Genomic DNA, 21,859 nt, shown 5'->3' with positions numbered 1-21,859 from the left:
AGCGGTATGTCCTCACCCCGGAGGTGGCTCTCCCGATGTCCTCACGTCTGCGCACCGGCCTCGCCGCGGCCGGCGCGTCACTCGCCCTGATCGCCTGCGCGCTGGCCGGCACGGCCGGCGCCGCCGTCAACGACGAGGCCTGCCGTCCGGACGGCCTCTACACCACCCCCGGCCTCGCCGTCCCCTTCTGCCAGGTCTACGACGAGGCGGGCCGGGAGAAGATGGGCGCCGACCATCCCCGCCGCGTCATCGGCTACTTCACCGGCTGGCGGACCGGCAAGAACGGCCAGCCCGCGTACCTCGCCAAGGACATCCCCTGGGGCAAGGTCACCCACATCAACTACGCCTTCGCGCACGTCGGCCCGGACAACAGGATCTCGGTCGGCGCCGACGGCCCGGACAACGCGGCCACCGGCATGGAGTGGCCCGGGATCGACACGCCCGACCCCGGCCTGCCGTACAAGGGGCACTTCAACCTGCTGAACAAGTACAAGAAGGCCCACCCGGAGGCCAAGACGCTCATCAGCGTCGGCGGCTGGGCGGAGAGCGGCGGCTACATCGACGACGGCGGCGTCCGCCGGGCCTCCGGCGGCTTCTACACGATGACCACCAACGCCGACGGGTCGGCCAACACCGCCGGCATCGACGCCTTCGCCGACTCGGCGGTGGCGTTCGTCAGGAAGTACGGCTTCAACGGCGTGGACGTCGACTACGAGTACCCCACGTCGATGAAGGACGCGGGACACCCGCTGGACTGGCAGATCGCCAACGCCCGGCGGCCGTCGCTGATGCGGAACTACGCGCTGCTGATGAAGACCCTGCGTGACAGGCTCAACGCCGCCGCGGCCGCCGACGGCAGGTACTACATGCTGACCGTCGCCGCCCCGTCGTCCGGCTACCTGCTGCGCGGCATGGAGACCTTCCAGGTCACCCAGTACCTGGACTACGTCAACATCATGTCCTACGACCTGCACGGCGCGTGGAACGAGTTCGTCGGCCCCAACGCCGCCCTCTACGACGACGGCAAGGACGCCGAACTCGCCCGCTGGGGCGTCTACACCACCGCCGCCTACGGCGGGATCGGCTACCTCAACACCGACTGGGCCTACCACTACTTCCGCGGTGCGATGCAGGCCGGCCGGATCAACATCGGCCTGCCGTACTACACCCGCGGCTGGCGCAACGTCACCGGCGGCACGAACGGCCTGTGGGGCACCGCCAAGAGCACCGGCGCGTGCCCGACCGGACTGACCTCCTGCGGCGACGGCGCGCGCGGCATCGACAACCTCTGGCACGACGAGGAGAACGGCGCCGAGGTCGGCGGGGGCGGCAACCCGCTCTGGCACGCCAGGAACCTCGCCGAGGGCCGCGCCGGATCGTACGGCCCGGCCTACGGCCTCGACCCGGCCGGCGACCCCGAGGACCGGCTGACCGGGACCTACACCCGCAACTACGACCCCACCCTGGTCGCGCCGTGGCTGTGGAACGCCGGCAAGAAGGTGTTCCTGTCCACCGAGGACGAGCAGTCCGTCGCCGCCAAGGCCGCCTACGTCAGGGACAAGGGCATCGGCGGCGTGATGATCTGGGAGCTGGCCGGCGACTACGCGTGGGACGCGGCCAAGGGCGAGTGGTTCATGGGCGACACGCTCACCACCAAGCTGTACGACACGCTCAGGACCGCCGCGCCGTACGGCGCCACCCGCGCCAAGGTGAACGTGCCCGCCGAGAAGCTCGACGTGCAGGTGGAGCTGGGCGGGTTCCCGGTCGGCGACAGCAACTACCCGATCACCGGCAAGCTGAAGATCACCAACAAGTCGTCGACGACCATCCCCGGCGGCGCCGAGTTCCAGTGGGACTACGCCAGCTCGGCTCCCGGGACCGCCAAGGACCAGTCGGGTTACGGCCTCACCGTGATCAGCAGGGAGCACACCGCGGGCGACAACGTCGGCGGGCTGAAGGGCGACTTCAACCGGGTCTCGTTCAAGCTGCGGGCCTCCGAGTCGCTCGCCCCCGGCGCGTCGCTCACCATGGACTACGTCTACTACCTGCCCGCCCCGGCCCCGGCGAACTTCACCGTGAGCTTCGGCGGCAGGACGTACGGCCTGACCGCGGACAACGCCCGCGGCGGCGTGGTCGTCAACCCGACGCCGACGTCCGGCCCGACCGGCGGCCCCGGCGGCGACTGCGCCGCTCCCGCGTGGTCGGCCACCCAGGTCTACAACGGCGGAGCCCGGGTCTCGCACAACGGCCGGCAGTGGGAGGCCCGGTGGTGGACCCAGAACAACGAGCCGGGCGCCGGTGACGTCTGGAAGGACCTGGGCGCCTGCTCGGGGCCCACCTCCACGCCGACCGCCACCTCCTCCCCGAGGCCCACCGTCACCCCGACCGTCACCCCGACCGTCACCCCCACCGTCACCCCGACCGTCACCCCCACCGCCACCCCGACCGTGACCCCCACGACCACGCCGACGGCGACACCGACCGCGACGCCGACCGCGACCCCCACGGTGACGCCGACCGGCGCCTACCCGGCGTGGAAGGCCGGCACGGCCTACACGCCCGGCGTCCGGGTCACCCACGCGGGCGTCGGCTACGAGTGCCGCCAGGCGCACACCGCCGTGGCGGGGTGGGAACCGCCGAACGTCCCCGCCCTCTGGCTGCGCCTGCCTTAGCCCCCGGTCCGTGGGTCCCCGTCGCGGCGGGGACCCACGGACCGTCCCTGGAGAGAGCCGCGGCCGGCGGGCCGCGGCTCTTCCCGTGCCGGCGGGAGGTCCGGCGGCCCGGGGACCGGACGAGACGCTCCGGAGACCTGGTGAGACGCTTCAGAGTCCGGGCGAGGCGCTCTGGAGCCCGCCCCCTACGGGGAAGCCCCGAGGCGCACCGGGCGCGATCAGTGGCACCATGGCGGGGTCAGGAAAACCCAGTGGAAGGTCATGATCGTTGAGGCGGCTCCTCACGGTCCTGCTGCTCGCGTGCGCCGCGCTCCTCGGCGCGGTCGCCCCCGCACAGGCCCACAACATCCTGATCGGCAGCGATCCGAAGGACGGCGCCCGGCTCTCCGCCGCGCCCGGACGGATCACGCTGACGTTCGACCAGCCGGCGCGGCAGGGCTTCGCGCGGATCAGCGTGACCGGACCCGGCGGGACCCGCTGGGAGGACGGCACGACGGCCGTGAACGGCGCGAAGGTCAGCGTGGCCCTCAAGCCGCTGGGCGCGGCCGGTGAGTACGCCGTGGGCTACCGCGTCCTGTCCTCCGACGGCCACCCGGTGTCCGGGAAGCTCACCTTCACCCTGACCGCCGCGGGGCCGGGCGCCGCCGCCCCATCGCAGGCGGCCTCCCCCGAGTCCGCCGCCTCACCGCAGGCGGCCTCTCCCGACCCGGTGGGATCCCCCGCGCTCGGGTCGGCCGAACTGAGCGCGCAGGCCGCCGAGGCCGCGCAGAACGGCGGCGCCGGGATGGCGGTGCTGTGGATCGCCGCGGCCCTCGTCCTGCTGGGCGGGGCGACCGTGGTGGCGATGCGCCGTACCGGCGGGCGGGAGGAGCGGCGATGACCACGTCCGCAGAGACCTCGGAGACCTCGGGGGCCGCGGCGGCCTCCGGCGCCGGGGAGCGCGACCCGCGGGCGCGTACGGCCCTGCGACTGGTCACCGGCGGGCTCGTGTCGGGAGCCGTGCTCGCCGTGCTGACCGCGACGGCGCTGACCGCCGAGGAGTCCGTACCGGGCATCCCGCTGCCCGGACCGGTGGTGGAGTACGGCCTGCCGGCGCTGCGGGTGCTGCTGGACCTCGCGGCGGTGGCGGTGGTCGGGCTGAGCGTGCTGCCCCGGCTGCTCGGCTTCGACGACGAGGAGCGGACCGAGCCGGTGCTGCGCCGCGCCCGTCCGGCCGCGGTGACGTTCGCCTGGGCGTGGGCGGTGCTGGCGCTGGTCGTCATCGTCTTCCAGACCGCCCAGCTCAACCCGGGGACCGTACCCACCCCGCAGATGATCGCCGAGTACGTCGGGGATGTCGGCGCGGGTCAGGGGATGCTGTTCAGCGCCGCCTGCGCGCTCGCCTACGCCGGGATCGGGCTGCTGGCGGTCCGGTTCGGCGAGAAGGTCCCCGCCGAGCTGCGGATCGTGATCGCCTTCTTCGGGCTGCTGCCGATCCCGGTCACCGGTCACGCCGTCGACTCGGTCTGGCACGACCCCATCATGATCTCGATGGAGTTGCACGTGATGGGGGCGGCCGCGTGGACCGGCGGGCTGGCCGTCATCGTCGCGCTGGTCGCCGCCGACCGCGAGCTGCTGGCCCGGACGCTGCCGAAGTTCTCCCGGCTGGCGACCGTGGCCCTGGCGCTGGTGACCGTCTCCGGACTGGTGAACGGCCTGGCCTCGATGGCGCTGACCCGCGGCGTCGAGCTGCCGGACGCGATCCTCACCAGCCACTACGGCCTGCTGGTGGTGGCCAAGACGGCGTGCGTGGCGTTGCTGATCCCGTTCGCCGCCCACATCAGGTTCCGCCTGCTGCCGCGGATCGCCGCGCGGCGGCGGACGGCGGTCGTCGCCTGGACGGCGGCCGAGATCACCGTGATGGGCCTGGCCTACGGCGCCGCGGTGGCGCTGACCACGGCTTCCATGTCCTAGGTTCCGTTCTGCGGATCCTCGCCGTGGCGAGGATCCGCAGAACGGCTAGACGACCTGCGTCCGGCGTTTCCGGGCGAACCACTCGATGCTCAGCCACAGGGCGGCGAGCAGGACACCGCCGGCCAGCATGCTCATCGGGGGCACCAGGGGCGGGGAGGTGAACAGCGCGTTCTGCACCCGCAGCGCCTGGTCGACCACGACGGTGACGCCGAACGCGCCGACCACCGCCCGGACCACGGGGATGCGGATGAGGAACGCCAGATCGACGGCGACCGCCCCGGCGATCAGGAAGACCGGCACCGCCGAGCGGGGGAAGTCGGCGATCGCCAGCAGCGGCCAGATCAGGGTGCGGTAGGCGACGTAGGCGGCGGCAACCGAGGTCGCGGCGAACATCCGGCCGATCATCGCGCGGGCGAGCACGAGCACGATCATGGCGGCGACCGCCGCGTAGAGCGGGTACACCGCGTCGGGCACGGGCAGCGTGAAGTGGACCATCATCTCCCGGTCCACCGGGCGGCCCATCTGGTCGGCGGCGAACTGCAGCAGGATGGGCTCGGCCTCGGGGCTGCCGCGGTCCCAGGCGGCCAGGCCGAACACGCCGTACTCCTGGTGCTGTGCCGGGAACCAGACGTTCTCGAAGAGGAAGACGAACAGCGCGCCGAGGACGGCCGTCCTGGCCCGTCCGGCGGGCGCGCCCATGGCCCAGCCGCGGATCACACCGCAGATCATGAAGAGCGTGCCGACGTAGAGCAGCATGTGCGACGGGCTCCACGAGGTGATGTCGAGCCCGTTGACGCGGTGGTTGATCAGGTCCAGCGGCACCGCGAGGAGGAAGACGCCGGTGCCCCAGCCGATGAGGCGCTGGGCCGGGCGGTCCACGCCGTAGCCGGTGTAGAGGTGGACGACCGTCAGCGCGAGGGCGATGGCCGTGCCGACGCTGTTGAGCAGGTGCGGCGGCGCCAGGTCGTCCCGGAGCCACTTGAAGTGCCAGGAGACGTCCCAGGAAGCACCGAGGACCTTGAAGGAGAAGGCCACCAGCCACCCGGTGTACAGAACCCTGAAAAGGTCGTCCGGGGTCTCGCGACCCGCCGGCCCCCGGGTCCACAGGGGCAGCGCCCACTCCAGGAGCGGAGTGGCCTTTCTTCTGAGGCTCTCGACTGACTTCACGCGTCGAAATGATGCCCGTGCCCGGCATGGCTCCGCAATCGGGGACATCCCTTAGTCACCCCTGCGAAACCCAATCGGGCTGTGACATGGCCCACATTCTCGTCGGCGGGTCCGCTACGGCGTCCCGGTCAGGCGCAGGCGGGTGCGGGAAGGAGCCGACGGGGGCAGCGTGGCGACGATGTCGGCGAGCGAGGTCGCGGCGAGACTGTCCCGCCAGGCCCGGTGGGCTTCGGCCATCTTCACGGCGAGGACGCAGGGGGTCCGGCAGTCCTCGGCGGGCAGCGCCCCCCGTCCCTGCCGGCGGATCTCCCGGCACTCGTACGGCGAGGACGCGCCGTCGACCGCCTCGACGACATGCAGGAGCGTGATCTCGGAAGCGGGCCTGGCCAGCCGGAACCCGCCGCGCGGGCCGGTCGTCGCGACCAGCACGCCGGCCTTGACCAGCGCCTGCAACTGCTTGGCGAGATAGGCCGCGGGCAGGTCGAAGTACTGGGCGAGCTGCGCCGCCGACGCGGTGTCACCCGCCTTGAGCTGGGCCAGCGACGCGGCGCAGTGCAACAGCCATTCCGTGCTCCCGGGCAGCTTCATGACCCCGATCCTATCGGAGACATTGCGGATCCATTTAGTCCGAGATAGCGTTCGCAGCAGAGAAGAGACGGACGGGACAGAAGGAGAGACCATCATGCCGACCATGCGCGTCGCCGTCGCCGGAGCGACCGGGAACATCGGGGCCCTCACCGCCGCCGCACTGGAACGGGACGGGCACCACGTCGTGCGCGTCAGCCGCTCACTCGGCGTGGACCTGACCACCGGCGAGGGCCTGGACGCCGCCCTGGCCGGCGTCGACGCCGTCGTGGACGCCACGAACAGCACCGCGACCGACCGGGACGAGGCGGTGGCGTACTTCGGCGCCGCCACCCGGAACCTGCTCGCCGCCGAGGAGCGGGCCGGCGTCCGCCACCACGTGCTGCTCTCGATAGCCGGGCTCGACCGCGTCGAAGGCAACGCGCACTACGCCGGCAAGCGCGAGCAGGAGCGCCTCGTGGCCGAGGGCCGGGTGCCGTGGACGATCGTTCCGGCCACCCAGTTCCACGACTTCGCCGCGATGGTGACGAGCTGGACCGAGCATGACGGCGTCGCCACCGTCGCGCCGCTGCTCATCCAGCCGATCGCACCCGAGGACGTGGCCGACGTCCTCGCCGAGATCGCCACGGGCACGCCGCAGGGACGTCACCCCGACGTCGCCGGTCCCGACCCGCAGGACCTGGTGGACATGGCCCGGCGCACCAACGACGCGCGCGGCCGCACGGTCAGGCTCGTGCCGACGTGGTCGTCGCTGTTCGGCCCGGACATGGCGGGTGACGTGCTGCTGCCCCGCGAGGGCGCCCGCATCGCGCCCACCACCTTCGACGAGTGGCTCGCGAAGCAGCGTTGACCGCCACCCCCGCCCCGCCGCCCTCCGCCGCTCTTCACCCGGACCGCGGCGGGTGGGACCACCACGGCCTCCGGCGGGGCTCCCCGGACGGCGTCTCAGCGGGCTCTCAGCAGGCGTCGGTAAGCTCACGGAATGCAACGAAGGACGGTCACCTGGATCGCGGTGGCGGTCGTACTGGTCATCAGCACCGCCTGGCTGCTGTGGCCGTCCGCGCCGCCGGTACGGGCCCAGGACCGGTGGATCACGGTGACCGACGGCCCCCGGGACGACCAGCGCGTCAGGCTCGACACCGCTTTCTTCCCACCCGCGGGCGGCGGGCGGGCGCCCGCGGTGCTGCTGGCCCACGGCTTCGGCGGCAGCAAGCAGAGCGTCCGGGAGGAGGCCGAACGGCTGGCCGGGGAGGGCTACGCCGTACTGACCTGGTCGGCCCGCGGCTTCGGCCGCTCCGGCGGGCAGATCGCGCTCAACTCCCCCGACTACGAGGTCAAGGACGTCCGCCAGCTCGTCGACTGGCTGGCGCGGCAGCCGCAGGTCCTGCTCGACGCCGCGGGCGACCCGCGCGTCGGCGTCGCGGGCGGGTCCTACGGCGGGGCGATCGCCCTGATGTCCGCCGCCCACGACCCCCGGATCGACGCTATCGTCCCGCAGATCACCTGGTACGACCTGGCCGACGCGCTGTTCCCGGACGCGGGCGGCGGCGGGCCGGAGAACGGCGTGTTCAAGCGGATGTGGGCCGGGCTGTTCTTCAGCCGGAGCGGCCCGGAGCCGCTGTCCGGCCCGGACGCCCTCGGTTCCCGGCGCGGCGGGAACGGCGCGGACTCCCCGGACGGCACCGGCTCCACGGACGGCGCGGAGTCCGCGGACGGCACCGGGGATCCGGGCGGTTCCGAGGGGTCCGGCGGCCCGGGTGGTTCCGGCGACCCCGCCGGGGCGGCCCCCGCCGTCCCGCCCACCGCGCAGGACGTCCGGTGCGGCCGGTTCCTGCCGGAGATCTGTGACATGTACCAGCGGGTCGCCGAGACCGGCCGGGCGACGCCGGAGGCGGTCGGCATCCTGCGCCGCTCCAGCCCGGTCTCCGTCCCCGGGAGGATCAGGATCCCGACGCTGCTGCTCCAGGGACTGAGCGACTCGCTGTTCCCGCTCGGCCAGGCCGACGCCAACGCCAGGGCCATCGCCGCCACGGGCGCGCCGGTCGGCGTCGCCTGGTTCGACGGCGGCCACGACGGCGGCGACGGCGAGGCCGACTGGCTGCACGAGCGGACCCTCGGCTGGTTCGACCGCCATCTGAAGCGGACGCCCGGTGCGGGCGAGCCGGGCGCCGCGTTCACCGTCACCCGCGACGGCGGCCGCGATCCGGGCACCCGCCGCCCGGTGCAGCTGCACGCCACCGCCGCCCGCTACCCCGGCCTGTCCGGCTCCGGGAGCACCACGGTGCCGTTGCGCGGCGCGGAGCAGCCCGTGGCCAACCCGCCGGGCGGCTCCCCCGCCTCGATCTCCACCATCCCCGGGTTCGGCGGGCTCGCCGGGCTCGCGGGCGGCGCGGCGGGGCTGGGCGTGTCCGCCGACATGCCCGGTCAGAGCGCCGTCTTCGACTCCGCGCCGCTCACCGCCCCGCTCCAGGTCACCGGCTCGGCCACCGTGAGGGTACGGGTCCGCCCGGCGCCCGGCGCGGAAGGGGGGAGGACCTCCTCCCCGGCGACCGGGGACGAGGCGGCCGGGGACAAGGCGGCCGGCGACAAGGCGGCCGGCGACGAGGTGACGCTGTTCGCCAAGCTGTACGACGTCGCGGACGGGCAGGCGCCGGTGCTGCCCGCGGGGCTCGCCGCCCCCGTCCGGATCACCGTTCCGGCGGGCGGCGCCGGGGAGGCCACGGTGCGCCTGCCGGCCGTCGACCACCGCTTCGACGCCGGTCACCGGCTGCGCGTCGCGTTCACCACCACCGACCTCGGTTACAGCACCCCGGCCGCGCCGTCCGTGCACGTCGTCGGCCTGGTCTCGCAGTCGGTGACGGTGCCCGTCGCCACGGCCCTGCGGGCCCCCGCGACGGGCCCCGCCTGGTGGACCTGGGCGCTGCCGCTGGCCTCCCTCGTCGTCGCGGCGGTCCTGGTACTCACCGGACGGCGCCGCGGAGCCACCGGCCACGACCCGGACCTGAGCGACGTCCCGCTGCGGATCAGCGGCCTGACCAAGGCGTACGGCGACGGCGAGCGGGTCGTGGACGACCTGTCCTTCACCGTCGGGCAGGGCCAGGTGCTCGGCCTGCTCGGTCCGAACGGTGCGGGCAAGACCACCACCCTGCGGATGCTGATGGGCCTGATCCGCCCGGACGGCGGCGAGATCCGGATCTTCGGCCACCGGGTGTCGCCCGGCGCGCCGGTGCTGTCCCGGCTGGGCTCCTTCGTCGAGGGCCCGGGGTTCCTGCCGCACCTGACCGGCCGGGCCAATCTGGAGCTGTACTGGCGGGCCACCGGACGACCCGCCGGGGACGCGCACCTCACCGAGGCCCTGGAGATCGCCGGGCTCGGCGGCGCGCTGGACCGGGCGGTGCGCACCTACTCCCAGGGCATGCGGCAGCGCCTGGCCATCGCCCAGGCCATGCTCGGCCTGCCCGACCTGCTGGTCCTGGACGAGCCCACCAACGGCCTCGACCCGCCCCAGATCCGTGAGATGCGCGAGGTCCTGATCGCCTACGCCGCGCGGGGCCGTACGGTCATCGTCTCCAGCCATCTGCTGGCCGAGGTGGAGCAGACCTGCAGTCACGTGGTGGTCATGCGGCGCGGGCGGCTCGTCACGGCGGGGACGGTCGGCGACCTGCTGGCCGGTCGCGCTCCGGCCGGCGGCGCGGGCGCCCGTCTGGAGGACGTGTTCCTGGACCTGATCGGAGAGAAGGCATGACCCGGGGAGAGACCGTGAACGGCTCCGCGCCCGCTCCGGCGGGCCCGGACGGCGTGGGCGGCGCGGACGGCGTGGGCGGCTTGGGCGGCTTGGGCGGCTCCACCGCCGGGCCGCCGGCCGCGGACGGCTCCGTCCGCGGGTACGCGGCCCGGCGCACGCTGCCGCTGGCGGTGGAGGCCGTCCGCCAGCTCAGGCGGCGCCGCACGATGGTCATGTTCGGTCTGCTGCTCGCGCTGCCGTGGGTGCTGGTGGTGGCGTTCGAGCTCGGCGCGGGGTCCGGGCGGCGGGGAGCGGCGACGCGCGTCTCCGACCTCGCGACCGAGGGCGGACTGAACTTCGCGGCGTTCGCCCTGTCGGTGTCGGCGAGCTTCCTGCTGGCCGTCGCGGTGGCGCTGTTCTGCGGTGACACCGTGGCCGGGGAGGCGAACTGGTCCTCGCTGCGTTACCTGCTGGCCGTCCCCGTCCCGCGTGACCGGTTGCTGCGGCAGAAGCTGATCGTGGCGATGGGCTACTCGACGGCGGCGGTGGTCTGCCTGCCGGCGATGGCGCTGCTGGCCGGGACCCTCGCCTTCGGCTGGCACGACGTACGGGTGCCCGGCACCGGCGAGACCGTCGCGGCGGCGGACGTGCTGCCCCGGTTCGGGGTCGTGGTCGGCTACGTGCTGGTCAGCCAGCTCGTGGTGGCGGCGCTGGCCTTCCTGCTGTCGGTCTCGACGGACTCGCCGCTCGGCGCGGTCGGCGGGGCCGTCGGCCTGGTGATCGTGAGCACCATCCTGCAGGCGGTGGAGGCGCTCGGGGCGCTCCGGGAGTTCCTGCCGACGTTCTGGAGCACGGCGTGGATGGACGCCCTGGCCCCGCAGCCCGACTACGGCGGCATGGTCAAGGGGGTGGCCGTCTCGGTCTCCTACTCGTTGGTCCTGGTCGCCTTCGCCTTCCGCAGGTTCCGCCGCAAGGACGTGGTCTCCTAGGTCCTGCGGATCGTCGCGCCCGCCGCGACCACCCGGGTGCTTCCGTCCGCGGCGGAGATCCACGGAGCAGACCCCGGCGTTTCCCTGTCGTTTCATGACGTCCGACGCATTCGCCCGGTGCCCTCGGTGGCCGGGGCCGGAACACGGCCCCGGCCACCGCTTTTCTTATCGCCATTTATGTCCGCTTTTTACCCGTATATGTTTCTTTATCGCTTTTACGGGTATGCAAACGCTAATTCGGGAGCCGGAGGCTTCCGGCACGTTCAACGCGGCAGGCGACCGCTTCCGGCGGCGTCTTCCCTCCCGTCCGGCGGAGTCTTCCGGACGGTCGGATCCCATGACGGAGTGATCGACTGGGGAGTGGCGATCGTGAAGTGCGGACTGCAGGTGGCCCTCGGTGTCGCCGCGGGTTACTTTCTCGGACGGCATCACAAGTTGCGCGCCGCGCTCGCACTGGCGGCGGCGGGCGCGACAGGAAAGCTAGGGAAGCTGGGCGGCAAGGAAGGCCCCGGTGGCGACCTGCTCCAGCAGGGCCTGAAGCTGCTCGGTTCCTCCCCCGAGCTGGAGAAGATCACGAATGCCGTCCGCGGCGAGCTGCTCGAGGTGGGCAAGGCCGCGGCCAGGGCGGCGGCCAGCAGGCAGATCGACACCCTGACCTCGAAGCTCCACGATCGCGCCGAGTCGCTGCGGACCAGGGCGCAGGGAGCCGAGGAGGAGCCCGAGGAAGAGGAGGAAGAGGAGGAGCGCCCCAGGCGCCGCGCGGCCCGTGGCAAGGGCAGGACCGCCCGGGAGGAACCCGAGGCCGAGGAAGAGGACTACGAGGAGGAAGAGGAACCCGAGGAGGAGGAAGAGGAGGAGGAGCCCCCTCGGCGCCGCGCCACCGGCAAGGGCAGGCAGGCCGCCAGGACACGCTCCGCCCGGGAGGAGCCCGAGGAGGAGGAAGAGGAGGAGGAGGAACCGCCGCGAGCCAGGGCGGGCAGGCGCCGCGCCGTCCAGCGCGAGACGACGCCCGCGCGTGAGCGGCCGGTCCGCAGGGCGCGGGGGTGACGCCCCATGGCCGAGACCTCCAGGGACGGCGGGCTGATCCGTGAGGTCGAGCGGGCACTGCCCGTCGACCAGCTCACCGACGAGCTCCGCAACCTCGCCGAAGCCCTCGGCGACCGGGTCCTCTCCTCTGTGACCGACAAGGTCGACGACCTGACCGGCCGGCTGACCGACTACCTGCAGAACAGCGACTCCGGTCTGCTCGGGTTGGCGGGCTCCGTCATCGGTTCGAAGCATCCAGTGGCCTCCGGGCTGAAAGGGGTCGCCAAGATGGCGGGAGGCGGTCTGCTCAAGAAGATCACCGGCGGCAAGGGCGGCGGTGGCAAGGGCAAGAAGCTCAAGGTCACCAACATCGTCGAGTCCATCGACATCGGCGCCCCGCGCCGGCTCGTCTACGACCAGTGGACCCAGTTCGCCGACTTCCCCACCTTCATGAAGAAGGTCGAGAACGTCAACCAGGAGGAGGACAACAAGACCCAGTGGAAGGCGCAGATCTTCCTCTCCCATCGCACCTGGAAGTCGACCATCATCGACCAGGTGCCGGACCAGCGGATCGTCTGGCGGTCCGAAGGTGCGAAGGGCTACGTCGACGGCTGCGTGACCTTCCACGCGATCACCCCCGACATGACCCGGGTCCTGCTCGTCCTGGAGTACAACCCCAAGGGTCTCTTCGAGTACACGGGCAACCTCTGGCGGGCCCAGGGCCGGCGGGTGCGCCTGGAGTTCAAGCACTTCAGACGGCACGTCATGATGCAGACCGTCCTCAAGCCCGACGAGCTGGAGGGCTGGCGCGGCGAAATCCGCGACGGCGAGGTCGTCAAGGACCAGGAGACCGCGCTGCGCGAGGAGGAAGAGGAGCGCGAGCGCGCCGAGGCCGCCGGCGAGGAGGAGCCCGAGGAGCGCGAGGGCGCCGAGGAGGAGGAAGAAGAGGAAGAGCCCGAAGAGGAAGAGGGCGAAGAGGAAGAGGGCGAGGAGGAGCCCGAAGAGGAGGAGGAAGAGGAGGAGCCGCGGACCGCACGCGGACGGCGGCGTGCCGCGCCGCGCCGCGAGCCGGCCGCGCGGGGCCGCCGGGCCGAACCGGAGCCGGAGGAGGACGAGGAGGAGGAGGAGGAAGAAGAAGAGCCTCCCGCCCGCCGGCCCCGCCGCAGGGCCGCCGCCCGGAACGCCTGACCGGGGAGGGCCGGAGCGCCTGGCCGGAAGGCCCGCGACGCATGACCGGAGATTCCCGGAACACGTGACCGGCAAGGCCCCGGGACACGTGCCCCGGGAGACGGAGAGCGAACACGGAATCGGGGGAAGACCAAATGACCATCGTGCAGCCTTCGTCGGGTGGAGGGGGTGGCCGCGGAGGGTCCTCGTCGGGCCTGGCCGACGTCATCGACACGATCCTCGACAAGGGCCTCGTGATCGACGCCTTCGTCAGGGTCTCGCTCGTCGGCATCGAGATCCTCACGATCGACGCGCGCATCGTCATCGCCAGCGTCGACACCTACCTCCGCTTCGCGGAGGCCACCAACCGGCTGGACCTGTCGCAGACCGGCGGCAAGGGGCTGCCGGAGGTCCTGGAAGGCACCACGCAGGGCATCAGCAAGTCGAAGACCAAGGGGATCGCCCAGGGAGCCATCGAGGCCGCCGGGGAGAAGCTACGCGACTTCGTCTCCGAGTCCGAGTCCGAGCGTCGGCCGGCGTCCCGCCGCCGGAGGGAGGAGTACTGACATGCCGGGCAGCACCGGAAAGACGGCGACCACCGGATCGGAGCAGGCCGCGCGGAAACCCGCGCGGAGGACGACCGGCAAGGCGGCGGGCGAGGCCGACGGGAAGACCACCGCGAAACCGGCCCGCAAGACGACCGGCAGGACGGCGGGCGAGGCCGACGGGAAGACCGCCGCGAAACCGGCCCGCAAGACGACCGGCAGGACGGCGGGCGAGGCCGACGGGAAGACCGCCGCGAAACCGGCCCGCAAGACGACCGGTAAGGGGGCCGGCAGGACGGCGGGGAAGACGACCGGCAAGGCCGCGCCCTCCCGGTCGGGCGGAGCCGCCCGGCGCGGGCGCACCGGCTACGCCTACGTCTACGGCGTCGTCCCGGCGGACGTCGAGACCGAGCCCGGGACGCTCGGCGTGGACGACGGGGAGGTCACGCTGGTACGGCACGGCGAGATCGCCGCCCTGGTGAGCGACATCGTCCTGGACCGCCCGCTCGGCAGGCCCGACGACCTGCTGGCCCACGAGCAGCTGCTGGACGCGACCGCCGCCGAGGTGCCCGTGCTGCCGTTCCGCTTCGGAGCGGTGATGACCGGGCCCAAGGAGGTGGTGGAGGAGCTGCTGGCCCCGCACCACGACGAGTTCCTCGCCGCGCTGGAGGAGCTCGAAGGGCGCGCCGAGTACGTCATCAAGGGCCGCTACGTCGAACCGGTGATCATCAGGGAGGTTCTCGACGAGAACCCCGAGGCCGAGCGGCTGCGCCAGGAGGTCCGCGGGCAGCCCGAGGAGGCGACCTGGGACGCGCGGATCCGGCTCGGGCAGATGATCGGCGAGGCGGTGGCGGCCAAACGCGACGCCGACACCCAGGAGCTCGTCGACGCCGTCGCGCCGCTGTGCGTCGCGGTCTCGGTGCGGGAGCCGACCCACGAGCAGGACGCCGCGTACGTGGCCGTCCTGGTGGACGAGGAGCGGCAGGAGGAGTTCGACGAGGCGCTGGACGACCTCGGCGACCGCTGGGCCGGCCGGATCGGCCTGCGGCTGCTCGGTCCGCTGGCGCCGTACGACTTCGTGGCGGCGCCGCAACCTGAGGAGTGACGTCGTGGACCTGCTGTTCGATCTGACCGTCGGCCTGCCGCTGCTGCCGCTCCGCGCGCTCGTCAAGATCGCCGAAGTGATCCAGGACCAGGCCGAGATGGAGCTGCACCATCCGGCCGCGGTCCGGCGGCAACTGGAGGACCTGGAGGAGGCCAGGCGCTCCGGGGAGATCTCCGAGGAGGAGGAGAGACAGGCCATGACGGAGATCCTTGAGCGGATGGTGACCCAGCCCGACCTGCCTCGCGCCGCGCCGTACGGCGGCGGGGAAGAGGAGTGATCGGCGTGCCCGCCAGGCGGAAGGCCCGCACCGGGGACGACGGGGCCGGCGCCCCGGGTGGCTACGAGGACGAGCCGCTGAAGAAGGGGCGTGGCCGGGGCGGCGTCGTCGAGGACGACCTGCCCGAGGACGAGGAGGGGTTCGACGAGGAGTTCGACGAGGAGCAGGGTTTCGAGGAGGAACGGGACGAGCCGGTCGGCGGGTCCCGGCGCGCCCGGCGGCGCCCGCGCGGCCTGACCGCGGCCGGCGCCGGCCGTACCGGGCTGGAGCAGATCGGCGACCTGACCGGACGGGAGGCGGAGGGCGTCACGTTCGTGCAGCCCGATCAGGACGGCTGGAAGGTCGGGATCGAGGTCGTCGAGGACCGTCGCGTCCCCTCCTCCGGCGACATCCTGGCGCTCTACGAGATCCAGCTCGACGCCGACGGCGACCTCCTCTCCTACCGCAGGACGCGGCGCTACAAGCGCGGCAAGGGCGACGAGTAGCGGGGGTGGCGAAGTGAGCGATCCGACGCGGTACGGCTCCGCCTCCCCGGGCTACGGGGGCAGGCCGCCCGCCCGGCGCGAGTCCACCACCAACCTCGGCGACATCCTGGAGCGGGTGCTCGACCGGGGCGTGGTGATCGTCGGCGACATCCGGGTGAACCTGCTGGACATAGAGCTGCTGACGGTCAAGCTGCGGCTGCTGATCGCCTCGGTGGACACCGCCAGGGAGCTGGGCATCGACTGGTGGGAGCACGACCCGTGGCTCAGCAGGCCCGACCACGACCTGGCCGAGGAGAACCGCCGCCTGCGCAGGCGGCTCGCCGAGGCGGAGAACGACTTTGAATACCGGGACTACCCGCGCGACCTCCGCGAGGGCCGCGAGCGCCGGGAGGAGTTCGAGGAGCACCGGAGCCGGCAGGAGCTGGGCGGCGAGCAGGAGGAGCGCCGCCCCCTCCAGGCCCGGGGCCGGTCCGGCGGCGGGCGCCCCCGCGAGGCAGGGAAATGATGAAGCCGGACCCGGCGGAGGCGGGCACGGGACGGCCGGGCACGGAGCGGCCGGGAGCGGGACGGTCGGGCTCGGGGCGGCCGGGGAGCGAACCGAAGGAGTGAGACATGCCGGACACCGGCACGTATGTCTATGCGATCGTCCGGGACGCGGACGCCCCCGGTCCCGCCGGTCTGAACGGTCTGAGCGACCTGACCGGCGTGGCCGGAACGCCCGTGCGGACGGTGGCGGACGCCGGCCTGGTCGCGTACGTGAGCACCGTGCCGCTGGACCGGTTCGGTGAGGAGCCGCTGCGCCGCTCCCTGGAGGACCTCGACTGGGTGGGCGAGACGGCCCGCGCCCACCACCGCGTCGTGGAGGCGGTGGCCGGGACGGCCCCGACGGCGCCGGTCAGGCTCGTGACGGTCTACGGCGGCGACGAGCAGGTCCGCGAGCTGCTGCGCGAGCGGCGGGAGGACTTCGTCGCGCTGCTGTCGCAGGTCGCCGGACGCAGCGAGTGGGGGGTGAAGGCGTACGCGCGGCGCGAGGCCGCCCCGCCCTCCGGAGAGGAGACCACCGGCTCCGACGGTTCAGACGGATCCTCCGGGGCCTCCGGGACCTCCGGGACCTCCGGGACCGACAGCCCGGGGACCGCCTACCTGAAACGCCGCCGGGCGAGCCTGCGCGGCCGGGAGGACGCGTGGCGGACCGCGGCCGACCAGGCCGAGCACGTCCACGCCGCACTGGCGGCCGTCTCCGTCGCGAGCCGGCGGCACCGGGCCCAGGACCCGAGCCTGTCCGGCCGCGAGGAGGCGATGGTGCTCAACGGCGCCTACCTCGTCGACGACGACCGCGGCGGCGAGTTCGCCGCCGTCGTCGACTCGCTGCGGGGGCAGGGGGCCGACATCGAGCTGACCGGCCCCTGGGCTCCCTACTCGTTCACCGCCCTCGACCTCGGCACGGCGGACGCCGGAGGCGTGCGATGACCCACGAGGGGCCCCGGGGCGCGGCGCTGGCCGCCGAGGGGCGTCTGCCCCCGGAGCGTGTGGCGCTCGTGGACCTGCTGGACCGGCTGCTGGCGGGTGGCGTCACCGTCAACGGCGACGTCGTGCTGTCCATCGCCGACATCGACCTGGTGCAGATCTCCCTGCGCCTGCTGATCATGTCCGTCCGCGAGTCGGGGCCGGCGGAGCAGGGGGCCCGGCACCGACGGGAGGTCTGGCGTGGACCGCCGTGAGCCGTCCGGGGAGCACTCGGCCCCCCGTCGTATCAGGACCGACCCCGAGCACGTCGAGCGTGACCTGAGCTGCCTGGTGCTCACCGTCGTCGAGCTGGTGCGCCAGCTCGTGGAACGGCAGTGCGTGCGGCGGATGGACCACGGCGACCTGACCGGCGAGCAGGTCGAGGCGCTCGGGCTGACGCTGATGCGGCTGGACGAGGCGATGGACGACCTGTGCGACCGATTCGGCCTGGAGCGGTCGGACCTCAACCTCGACCTCGGGCCGCTGGGCACCCTGCTCCCCCGCGACTGACGGGCCGCGGGGAGGACCGGCCGGGATGGACACGTCCACCGGACCGGACCCACCGGGCCACAGTCGGCACGATCGGCCCCTGGCCGCCGTCAGCCCCAGTGGGGCGGGCGCTCCTCCAGCAGGCGGGCGTCGTCGTCGGATCGCCGCCAGTCGCCCCAGCCGACGTCCGTGTCGTCGGAGGTCTGGTCGGGCAGGATGGGCGGGCCGTCATCGGACAGGTCGACGGGCCGCAGGTCGTCGGGCTCGTGCGTGCTCACCCGTCCATGCTAGTCAGGAACGGCCCCGTTTCGGCGTGAACCTCCGGGTGAGCCGCCGGCGCGCGGCGGCGGGAGCACCGGCGGGACGGTCGCCGGATGATCCGCGAGCGAGGACAGCCCGAGGTCCCGGCGGGTACGATGCCAGGGCAGGTGTGATCTCCCCCTGGCACTACCCCCGTGAGGCGGCCATGGCAACGCCATCTGGATGGCGGCGAGACGGCAATCTTCCCAACGAGCTGACCAGCTTCGTGGGGCGCACGAGGCTGCTGGCCACGCTTCGGCAGCGCCTCGGCCGGCACCGCCTGGTCACCGTGACGGGCATCGGCGGCGTCGGCAAGTCGCGTACGGCGCTGCGCATCGCGCACCTGATGCGCAGCCAGTTCAAGGACGGCGTCTGGTTCGCCGACCTGGCCCGGCTGCAGGACTCCGGGATGGTCCGGCACACGATCACCGCGGCCCTCGGAATCGCCGACCAGTCGTCCCGCTCCGCCGACGAGACCCTGATCGAGTGGCTCGGCGACCGCGAGATCCTGCTGATCATCGACACCTGCGAGCACCTGGTCGACGCCTGCGCCGAGCTGTTCGAGGATCTGCTGAGCAACGCCGGGGGCCTGACCATCCTGGCGACCAGCCGCCAGTCGCTGAACGCCCGGGGCGAGCACACGATCGCCATCCCGCCGCTGACCGTACCCGGTGACACGCCCGGTGAGGACATCTTCACCAACGAGGCCGTGCAGCTGTTCGCCGCCCGGGCGAGCGCCGTGGTGCCCAACTTCGTGCTCGACGAGCACAACATCGGCCCGGTCGCCGAGCTGTGCCGCCGCCTCGACGGCATCCCGCTCGCCATCGAGCTGGCCGCGGTCCGGATGCGGGCGCTGTCGGTGGAGCAGATCCTCGGTCTGCTGGCCGACCGGTTCAGCCTGCTCGCCGGGGCCAGCCGTACGGCGCTGCCCCGGCACCAGACGCTGCGCGCCGCGATCGGCTGGAGCCACGAGCTGTGCGAGCCCGCCGAGCGGCTGCTGTGGGCCAGGCTGTCGGTCTTCGCCGGCGACTTCGAGCTCGACGCCGCCCGCTACGTCTGCTCCGGCGAGAACCTGCCCGCCGAGGACGTCATGGACCTCATCTCCAGCCTGGTGGAGAAGTCGATCCTGCTGAGCGACGGCACCCCGTCGGGGCACCGCTACCGGCTGATCGACACGCTGCGCCAGTACGGCGAGGAGTGGCTGGAGAAGCTGGGCGAGACCGACCACGTCCGCAGGAAACACCGCGACTACTACCTCCAGCTCGCCAGGCGGAGCGAGGACGCCTGGTCCGGCGCCCGCCAGGTGTACTGGTACGTCCGGATGCGCCACGAGCACGACAACATCAGGGTCGCCCTGGACTACTGCCTGCGCGACCCCGCGGAGGTCCAGGAGGGGCTGAAGCTGCTGTCGTCCCTGTGGTTCATGTGGGTGGCCTGCGGCCTGGCCCGCGAGGGCCGCCTCTACCTGGAGAAGACCCTGGAGCTGGCGCCGCAGCCGACCCCGGAGCGGTGCAAGGCCCTGTGGGTGCTGTCCTACATCAACAGCGCGCAGGGCAACATCACGGGGGCCGTGGAGGCGGCCGAGAAGTGCAGCTCCGACGCGGTCCGGGTGGGCGACTCCGGAGCCGTCATCCTCGCCACCAAGATGCTCGGCACCGCGGCCTTCCTCCAGGGTGACCTGCAGAAGGCCAGCGCGCTGCTGGGCGTGGCGATCGAGTTCCACAAGAGCGGCCGGGAGCTCAATCCGGGCCTGCTGCCCTCGATCGTCGAGCTGTCGATGGTGCTGCTCATGCAGAACGACCCGGCGGAGGCCGAGACGCTGCTGCGCGACTGCATCGCGGTCTGCACCCAGCGCGGCGAGCTGTGGCTGCGCTCCTACGCGATCTACGCCCTGGCCAGCGTCTGCCAGGGGATGGGCCGCCTGTCCGAGGCCATGGACAGCGCCCGCGAGTCACTGCGGCTCAAGCGCTACTTCCACGACGTGCTGGGCATCGGCCTGGCGATCGAGGTGGTCGCCAGGCAGGCCCTGGACGCCGGGCAGCCGGGGCTGTCAGCGCTGCTGATGGGCGGCGGGCAGGCCAACTGGCGCACCTTCGGCATGCCGCGGATGAGCTCGCCGTTCTTCAACTCCGAGCACGACCGGTGCGTCAAGGAGTGCAAGCGGGTCCTCGGCGAGGAGGAGTTCGAGGATGCCTTCGCCCAGGGCAGGAAGCTCAACCTGGACGAGCTGATCGAGCTGGCCCTCGGCGGCGACTCCGACGACCCCGCCGCCCAGCGGTGACGACCCGCGGCGGCCGGCGCAGGACGCGGCCCGGCCGCCCGGGGGCGACCCGCGGCGGCCGGCCGGAGGCGCGGCCCGGTCGGCCGTGACGATCCGCGGCGGTCAGCCGGAGGCGCGGCCGGCCGCCCGTTCCCAGGCGCCGGTGTAGCGGGAGCTGGTCAGCGAGTAGTCGATGCTCCCGCTGACCCAGAACTCCAGGCCGCTCAGGTAGGCGAGCACCGCCTCGGAGCCGAGTCCCTCCATCCCCGGGCGGGCGGCCACCATGGCGGCGATGGCCCGGTCCCGCATCCCGCCGATCAGGTCCATCGCCCGCTGCCGGGAGCAGCGGCGGCGCCGGGCGAGGACGGTCACCAGGTTGTTGCGGGCGTTGACGCCCTCGTTCTCCTTGGCGTAGGAGATGAGGTCGTTGTCCCAGACGACGACGTCGTTGGCGTGTCCGGTGACCGCGCGCACGAGGGGGTGGCGCCATTCGCCGGGGGCGAGGCGGCGGCCGCTGGCGATGTCGATGAGCGCGAACACGGTGAGCATCGCCCCGGTCCGCCGCCGCATGAAGACGTAGTCGGCGAAGGAGGGCACCACCCGGTCCTCGCGGTTGGCGGCCTCCCACACCTGCGCGGACAGGTAGTCCCTCGTGGCCGCGCACCAGCGGTCCAGCTGGTCGGCGTCGCCCGAGGCGGCGATCCTCTCCCTGATCTCCAGCAGCGACCTGGCGAACGCGTCGCCGGGCCGGCCGGCCGTCTCCGGCTCGTCGAGGACCGCGAGGAAGCGGGGCAGCGCGCGGGCGATCTCCGCGGCCCGCCGGTCCGACTCGCAGAAGACGTCGTCGAAGGCGAAGAGCCACACGCACCAGTCGGTCACCAGGCGGAGCGCGTCATGGTCGGCGTAGGGGTAGGTGCGGGCGCAGAGCCAGCCGTATCCGGCCTGCCGGTAACGTTCCATCATCTCGTCGTCGAGCATCCCGGAGTCTGCGAGCCACTCCAGGGTCTCCTTGTCGACCTGATCGGCATACGGGCTGACCTGGCCGGGGAAGGGGCAGGGAAGTGGGGGGATGCGAAGCGTCCGGAATGCCCGTCGGGCCGTCGTAGTCTCCACCCGTCAAGAATGGACGAACTCCGAACGTTTTCCTATACATCCGTAAATACCAACTTCAGGTTTTCGGTTGGTTCTGAAACCATTTCATATATTCGTCGCCTCCGAACATCCGCGCCGTGTCCGCCGCCGACGGGGTGCCCGCGTACGGGTCGGCGCCGGCCGCGAGGAGCGCCCGCACCACCTCGGACTCCTTCTTGAAGACGGCCCCGGCCGGCGGCGTCTGCCCGCGGTCGTTGGGCCCGCCGGGATCGGCCCCCAGCTCGGCCGGCGCCCGAACGGTCGCGGCGTGGCCGTGGTAGGCGGCGAGCATCAGCAGGGTGTCGCCCCGGTCGTTGGTCAGATCGACCGGCCCCCGGCCTCGACGTAGGCCCGGAGCAGGTCGGTCTCCCCCGCTCTGGCCAGGCCGAACAGGCGGGTGGCGAACTCCTCCAGCTCGGGGTCAGGCCGCATGCGCTCCATTCTGCCCCGGTAGGGTGCCCACTGATCACCGTGACCG

At 72.8% G+C, this 21,859-nt stretch carries 22 protein-coding genes; 17 read left to right on the top strand and 5 right to left on the bottom strand.

The window, feature by feature from the left end; all coding sequences use genetic code 11:
• The first annotated feature begins 35 nt into the window (after positions 1-35).
• The 3 genes from ACFYSC_RS24135 (at position 36) to ACFYSC_RS24125 (ending at position 4,625) form a co-directional block, all read left to right on the top strand.
• Positions 36-2,672: a chitinase C-terminal domain-containing protein gene (locus tag ACFYSC_RS24135; RefSeq protein ID WP_389965660.1), complete on the top strand. Its 2,637-nt coding sequence runs from the start codon at positions 36-38 to the stop codon at positions 2,670-2,672.
• 268 nt (positions 2,673-2,940) lie between these two features.
• On the top strand, positions 2,941-3,552 hold the full coding sequence (locus tag ACFYSC_RS24130; RefSeq protein ID WP_389965657.1) for a copper resistance protein CopC: 612 nt from the start codon (positions 2,941-2,943) through the stop codon (positions 3,550-3,552).
• Positions 3,549-4,625, top strand: coding sequence for a copper resistance D family protein (locus tag ACFYSC_RS24125; protein ID WP_389965653.1), 1,077 nt, complete (start codon positions 3,549-3,551; stop codon positions 4,623-4,625). Before ACFYSC_RS24130 ends, ACFYSC_RS24125 begins: the two co-directional genes overlap by 4 nt.
• 45 nt (positions 4,626-4,670) lie before the next feature.
• Here ACFYSC_RS24125 and ACFYSC_RS24120 read toward each other — a convergent pair whose 3' ends face one another.
• Together ACFYSC_RS24120 and ACFYSC_RS24115 are read right to left on the bottom strand one after the other, a co-directional pair.
• Complete coding sequence (locus tag ACFYSC_RS24120; RefSeq protein WP_389965650.1) at positions 4,671-5,792, bottom strand: hypothetical protein; 1,122 nt, start codon at positions 5,790-5,792, stop codon at positions 4,671-4,673.
• Between the two features lie 114 nt (positions 5,793-5,906).
• Complete coding sequence (locus tag ACFYSC_RS24115; protein WP_389965647.1) at positions 5,907-6,380, bottom strand: RrF2 family transcriptional regulator; 474 nt, start codon at positions 6,378-6,380, stop codon at positions 5,907-5,909.
• Between the two features lie 103 nt (positions 6,381-6,483).
• Here ACFYSC_RS24115 and ACFYSC_RS24110 point away from each other — a divergent pair, with 103 nt between their 5' ends.
• The 13 genes from ACFYSC_RS24110 (at position 6,484) to ACFYSC_RS24050 (ending at position 17,711) form a co-directional block, all read left to right on the top strand.
• Positions 6,484-7,227, top strand: coding sequence for an SDR family oxidoreductase (locus tag ACFYSC_RS24110; protein ID WP_389965906.1), 744 nt, complete (start codon positions 6,484-6,486; stop codon positions 7,225-7,227).
• Between the two features lie 132 nt (positions 7,228-7,359).
• Complete coding sequence (locus ACFYSC_RS24105) at positions 7,360-10,122, top strand: CocE/NonD family hydrolase (protein ID WP_389965644.1); 2,763 nt, start codon at positions 7,360-7,362, stop codon at positions 10,120-10,122.
• Positions 10,119-11,090, top strand: a complete 972-nt coding sequence (locus tag ACFYSC_RS24100) for an ABC transporter permease (protein ID WP_389965641.1) — start codon at positions 10,119-10,121, stop codon at positions 11,088-11,090. Before ACFYSC_RS24105 ends, ACFYSC_RS24100 begins: the two co-directional genes overlap by 4 nt.
• 345 nt (positions 11,091-11,435) lie before the next feature.
• Positions 11,436-12,137 carry a hypothetical protein gene (locus ACFYSC_RS24095; protein ID WP_389965638.1) on the top strand — a complete coding sequence of 234 codons (702 nt, stop codon included), beginning with the start codon at positions 11,436-11,438 and terminating at the stop codon, positions 12,135-12,137.
• Positions 12,138-12,143: 6 nt separating this feature from the next.
• Positions 12,144-13,304: an SRPBCC family protein gene (locus tag ACFYSC_RS24090; protein ID WP_389965635.1), complete on the top strand. Its 1,161-nt coding sequence runs from the start codon at positions 12,144-12,146 to the stop codon at positions 13,302-13,304.
• Positions 13,305-13,438: 134 nt separating this feature from the next.
• Positions 13,439-13,849, top strand: a complete 411-nt coding sequence (gene gvpJ / locus ACFYSC_RS24085) for a gas vesicle protein GvpJ (RefSeq protein WP_362935280.1) — start codon at positions 13,439-13,441, stop codon at positions 13,847-13,849.
• A 1-nt stretch (position 13,850) separates the two neighbouring features.
• Positions 13,851-14,933, top strand: coding sequence for a GvpL/GvpF family gas vesicle protein (locus ACFYSC_RS24080; RefSeq protein WP_389965631.1), 1,083 nt, complete (start codon positions 13,851-13,853; stop codon positions 14,931-14,933).
• 4 nt (positions 14,934-14,937) lie between these two features.
• Complete coding sequence (locus ACFYSC_RS24075; RefSeq protein WP_389965628.1) at positions 14,938-15,210, top strand: gas vesicle protein GvpG; 273 nt, start codon at positions 14,938-14,940, stop codon at positions 15,208-15,210.
• 5 nt (positions 15,211-15,215) lie between these two features.
• On the top strand, positions 15,216-15,695 hold the full coding sequence (locus tag ACFYSC_RS24070) for a gas vesicle protein (protein WP_389965625.1): 480 nt from the start codon (positions 15,216-15,218) through the stop codon (positions 15,693-15,695).
• 13 nt (positions 15,696-15,708) lie between these two features.
• Entirely contained in the window at positions 15,709-16,200 is a 492-nt protein-coding gene (locus tag ACFYSC_RS24065) for a gas vesicle protein (protein WP_389965622.1), read from the top strand.
• A gap of 107 nt (positions 16,201-16,307) precedes the next feature.
• Positions 16,308-17,165: a GvpL/GvpF family gas vesicle protein gene (locus ACFYSC_RS24060; RefSeq protein WP_389965619.1), complete on the top strand. Its 858-nt coding sequence runs from the start codon at positions 16,308-16,310 to the stop codon at positions 17,163-17,165.
• Entirely contained in the window at positions 17,162-17,416 is a 255-nt protein-coding gene (locus tag ACFYSC_RS24055) for a gas vesicle protein (RefSeq protein WP_389965616.1), read from the top strand. The genes ACFYSC_RS24060 and ACFYSC_RS24055 overlap by 4 nt, the downstream gene beginning before the upstream one ends.
• Positions 17,403-17,711 carry a gas vesicle protein K gene (locus tag ACFYSC_RS24050; RefSeq protein WP_362935297.1) on the top strand — a complete coding sequence of 103 codons (309 nt, stop codon included), beginning with the start codon at positions 17,403-17,405 and terminating at the stop codon, positions 17,709-17,711. Before ACFYSC_RS24055 ends, ACFYSC_RS24050 begins: the two co-directional genes overlap by 14 nt.
• Positions 17,712-17,800: 89 nt before the next feature.
• Here ACFYSC_RS24050 and ACFYSC_RS24045 read toward each other — a convergent pair whose 3' ends face one another.
• Entirely contained in the window at positions 17,801-17,968 is a 168-nt protein-coding gene (locus ACFYSC_RS24045) for a hypothetical protein (protein ID WP_362935300.1), read from the bottom strand.
• Positions 17,969-18,156: 188 nt separating this feature from the next.
• Between ACFYSC_RS24045 and ACFYSC_RS24040 the strand changes: the two genes are divergently transcribed.
• Complete coding sequence (locus ACFYSC_RS24040) at positions 18,157-20,271, top strand: ATP-binding protein (RefSeq protein WP_389965612.1); 2,115 nt, start codon at positions 18,157-18,159, stop codon at positions 20,269-20,271.
• A gap of 102 nt (positions 20,272-20,373) precedes the next feature.
• Here the strand turns inward: ACFYSC_RS24040 and ACFYSC_RS24035 are convergent, their stop codons facing one another.
• Together ACFYSC_RS24035 and ACFYSC_RS24030 are read right to left on the bottom strand one after the other, a co-directional pair.
• Complete coding sequence (locus ACFYSC_RS24035) at positions 20,374-21,363, bottom strand: 4-epi-cubebol synthase (RefSeq protein ID WP_389965609.1); 990 nt, start codon at positions 21,361-21,363, stop codon at positions 20,374-20,376.
• Between the two features lie 55 nt (positions 21,364-21,418).
• Complete coding sequence (locus tag ACFYSC_RS24030; RefSeq protein WP_389965606.1) at positions 21,419-21,673, bottom strand: hypothetical protein; 255 nt, start codon at positions 21,671-21,673, stop codon at positions 21,419-21,421.
• Between the last annotated feature and the right edge of the window lie 186 nt (positions 21,674-21,859).

This window comes from Streptosporangium sp. NPDC004379 (assembly GCF_042873875.1).
Taxonomy (GTDB): domain Bacteria; phylum Actinomycetota; class Actinomycetes; order Streptosporangiales; family Streptosporangiaceae; genus Streptosporangium.
Note: the sequence above shows the minus strand (reverse complement) of the source record. Positions and strands in the feature narration are given on the sequence as shown.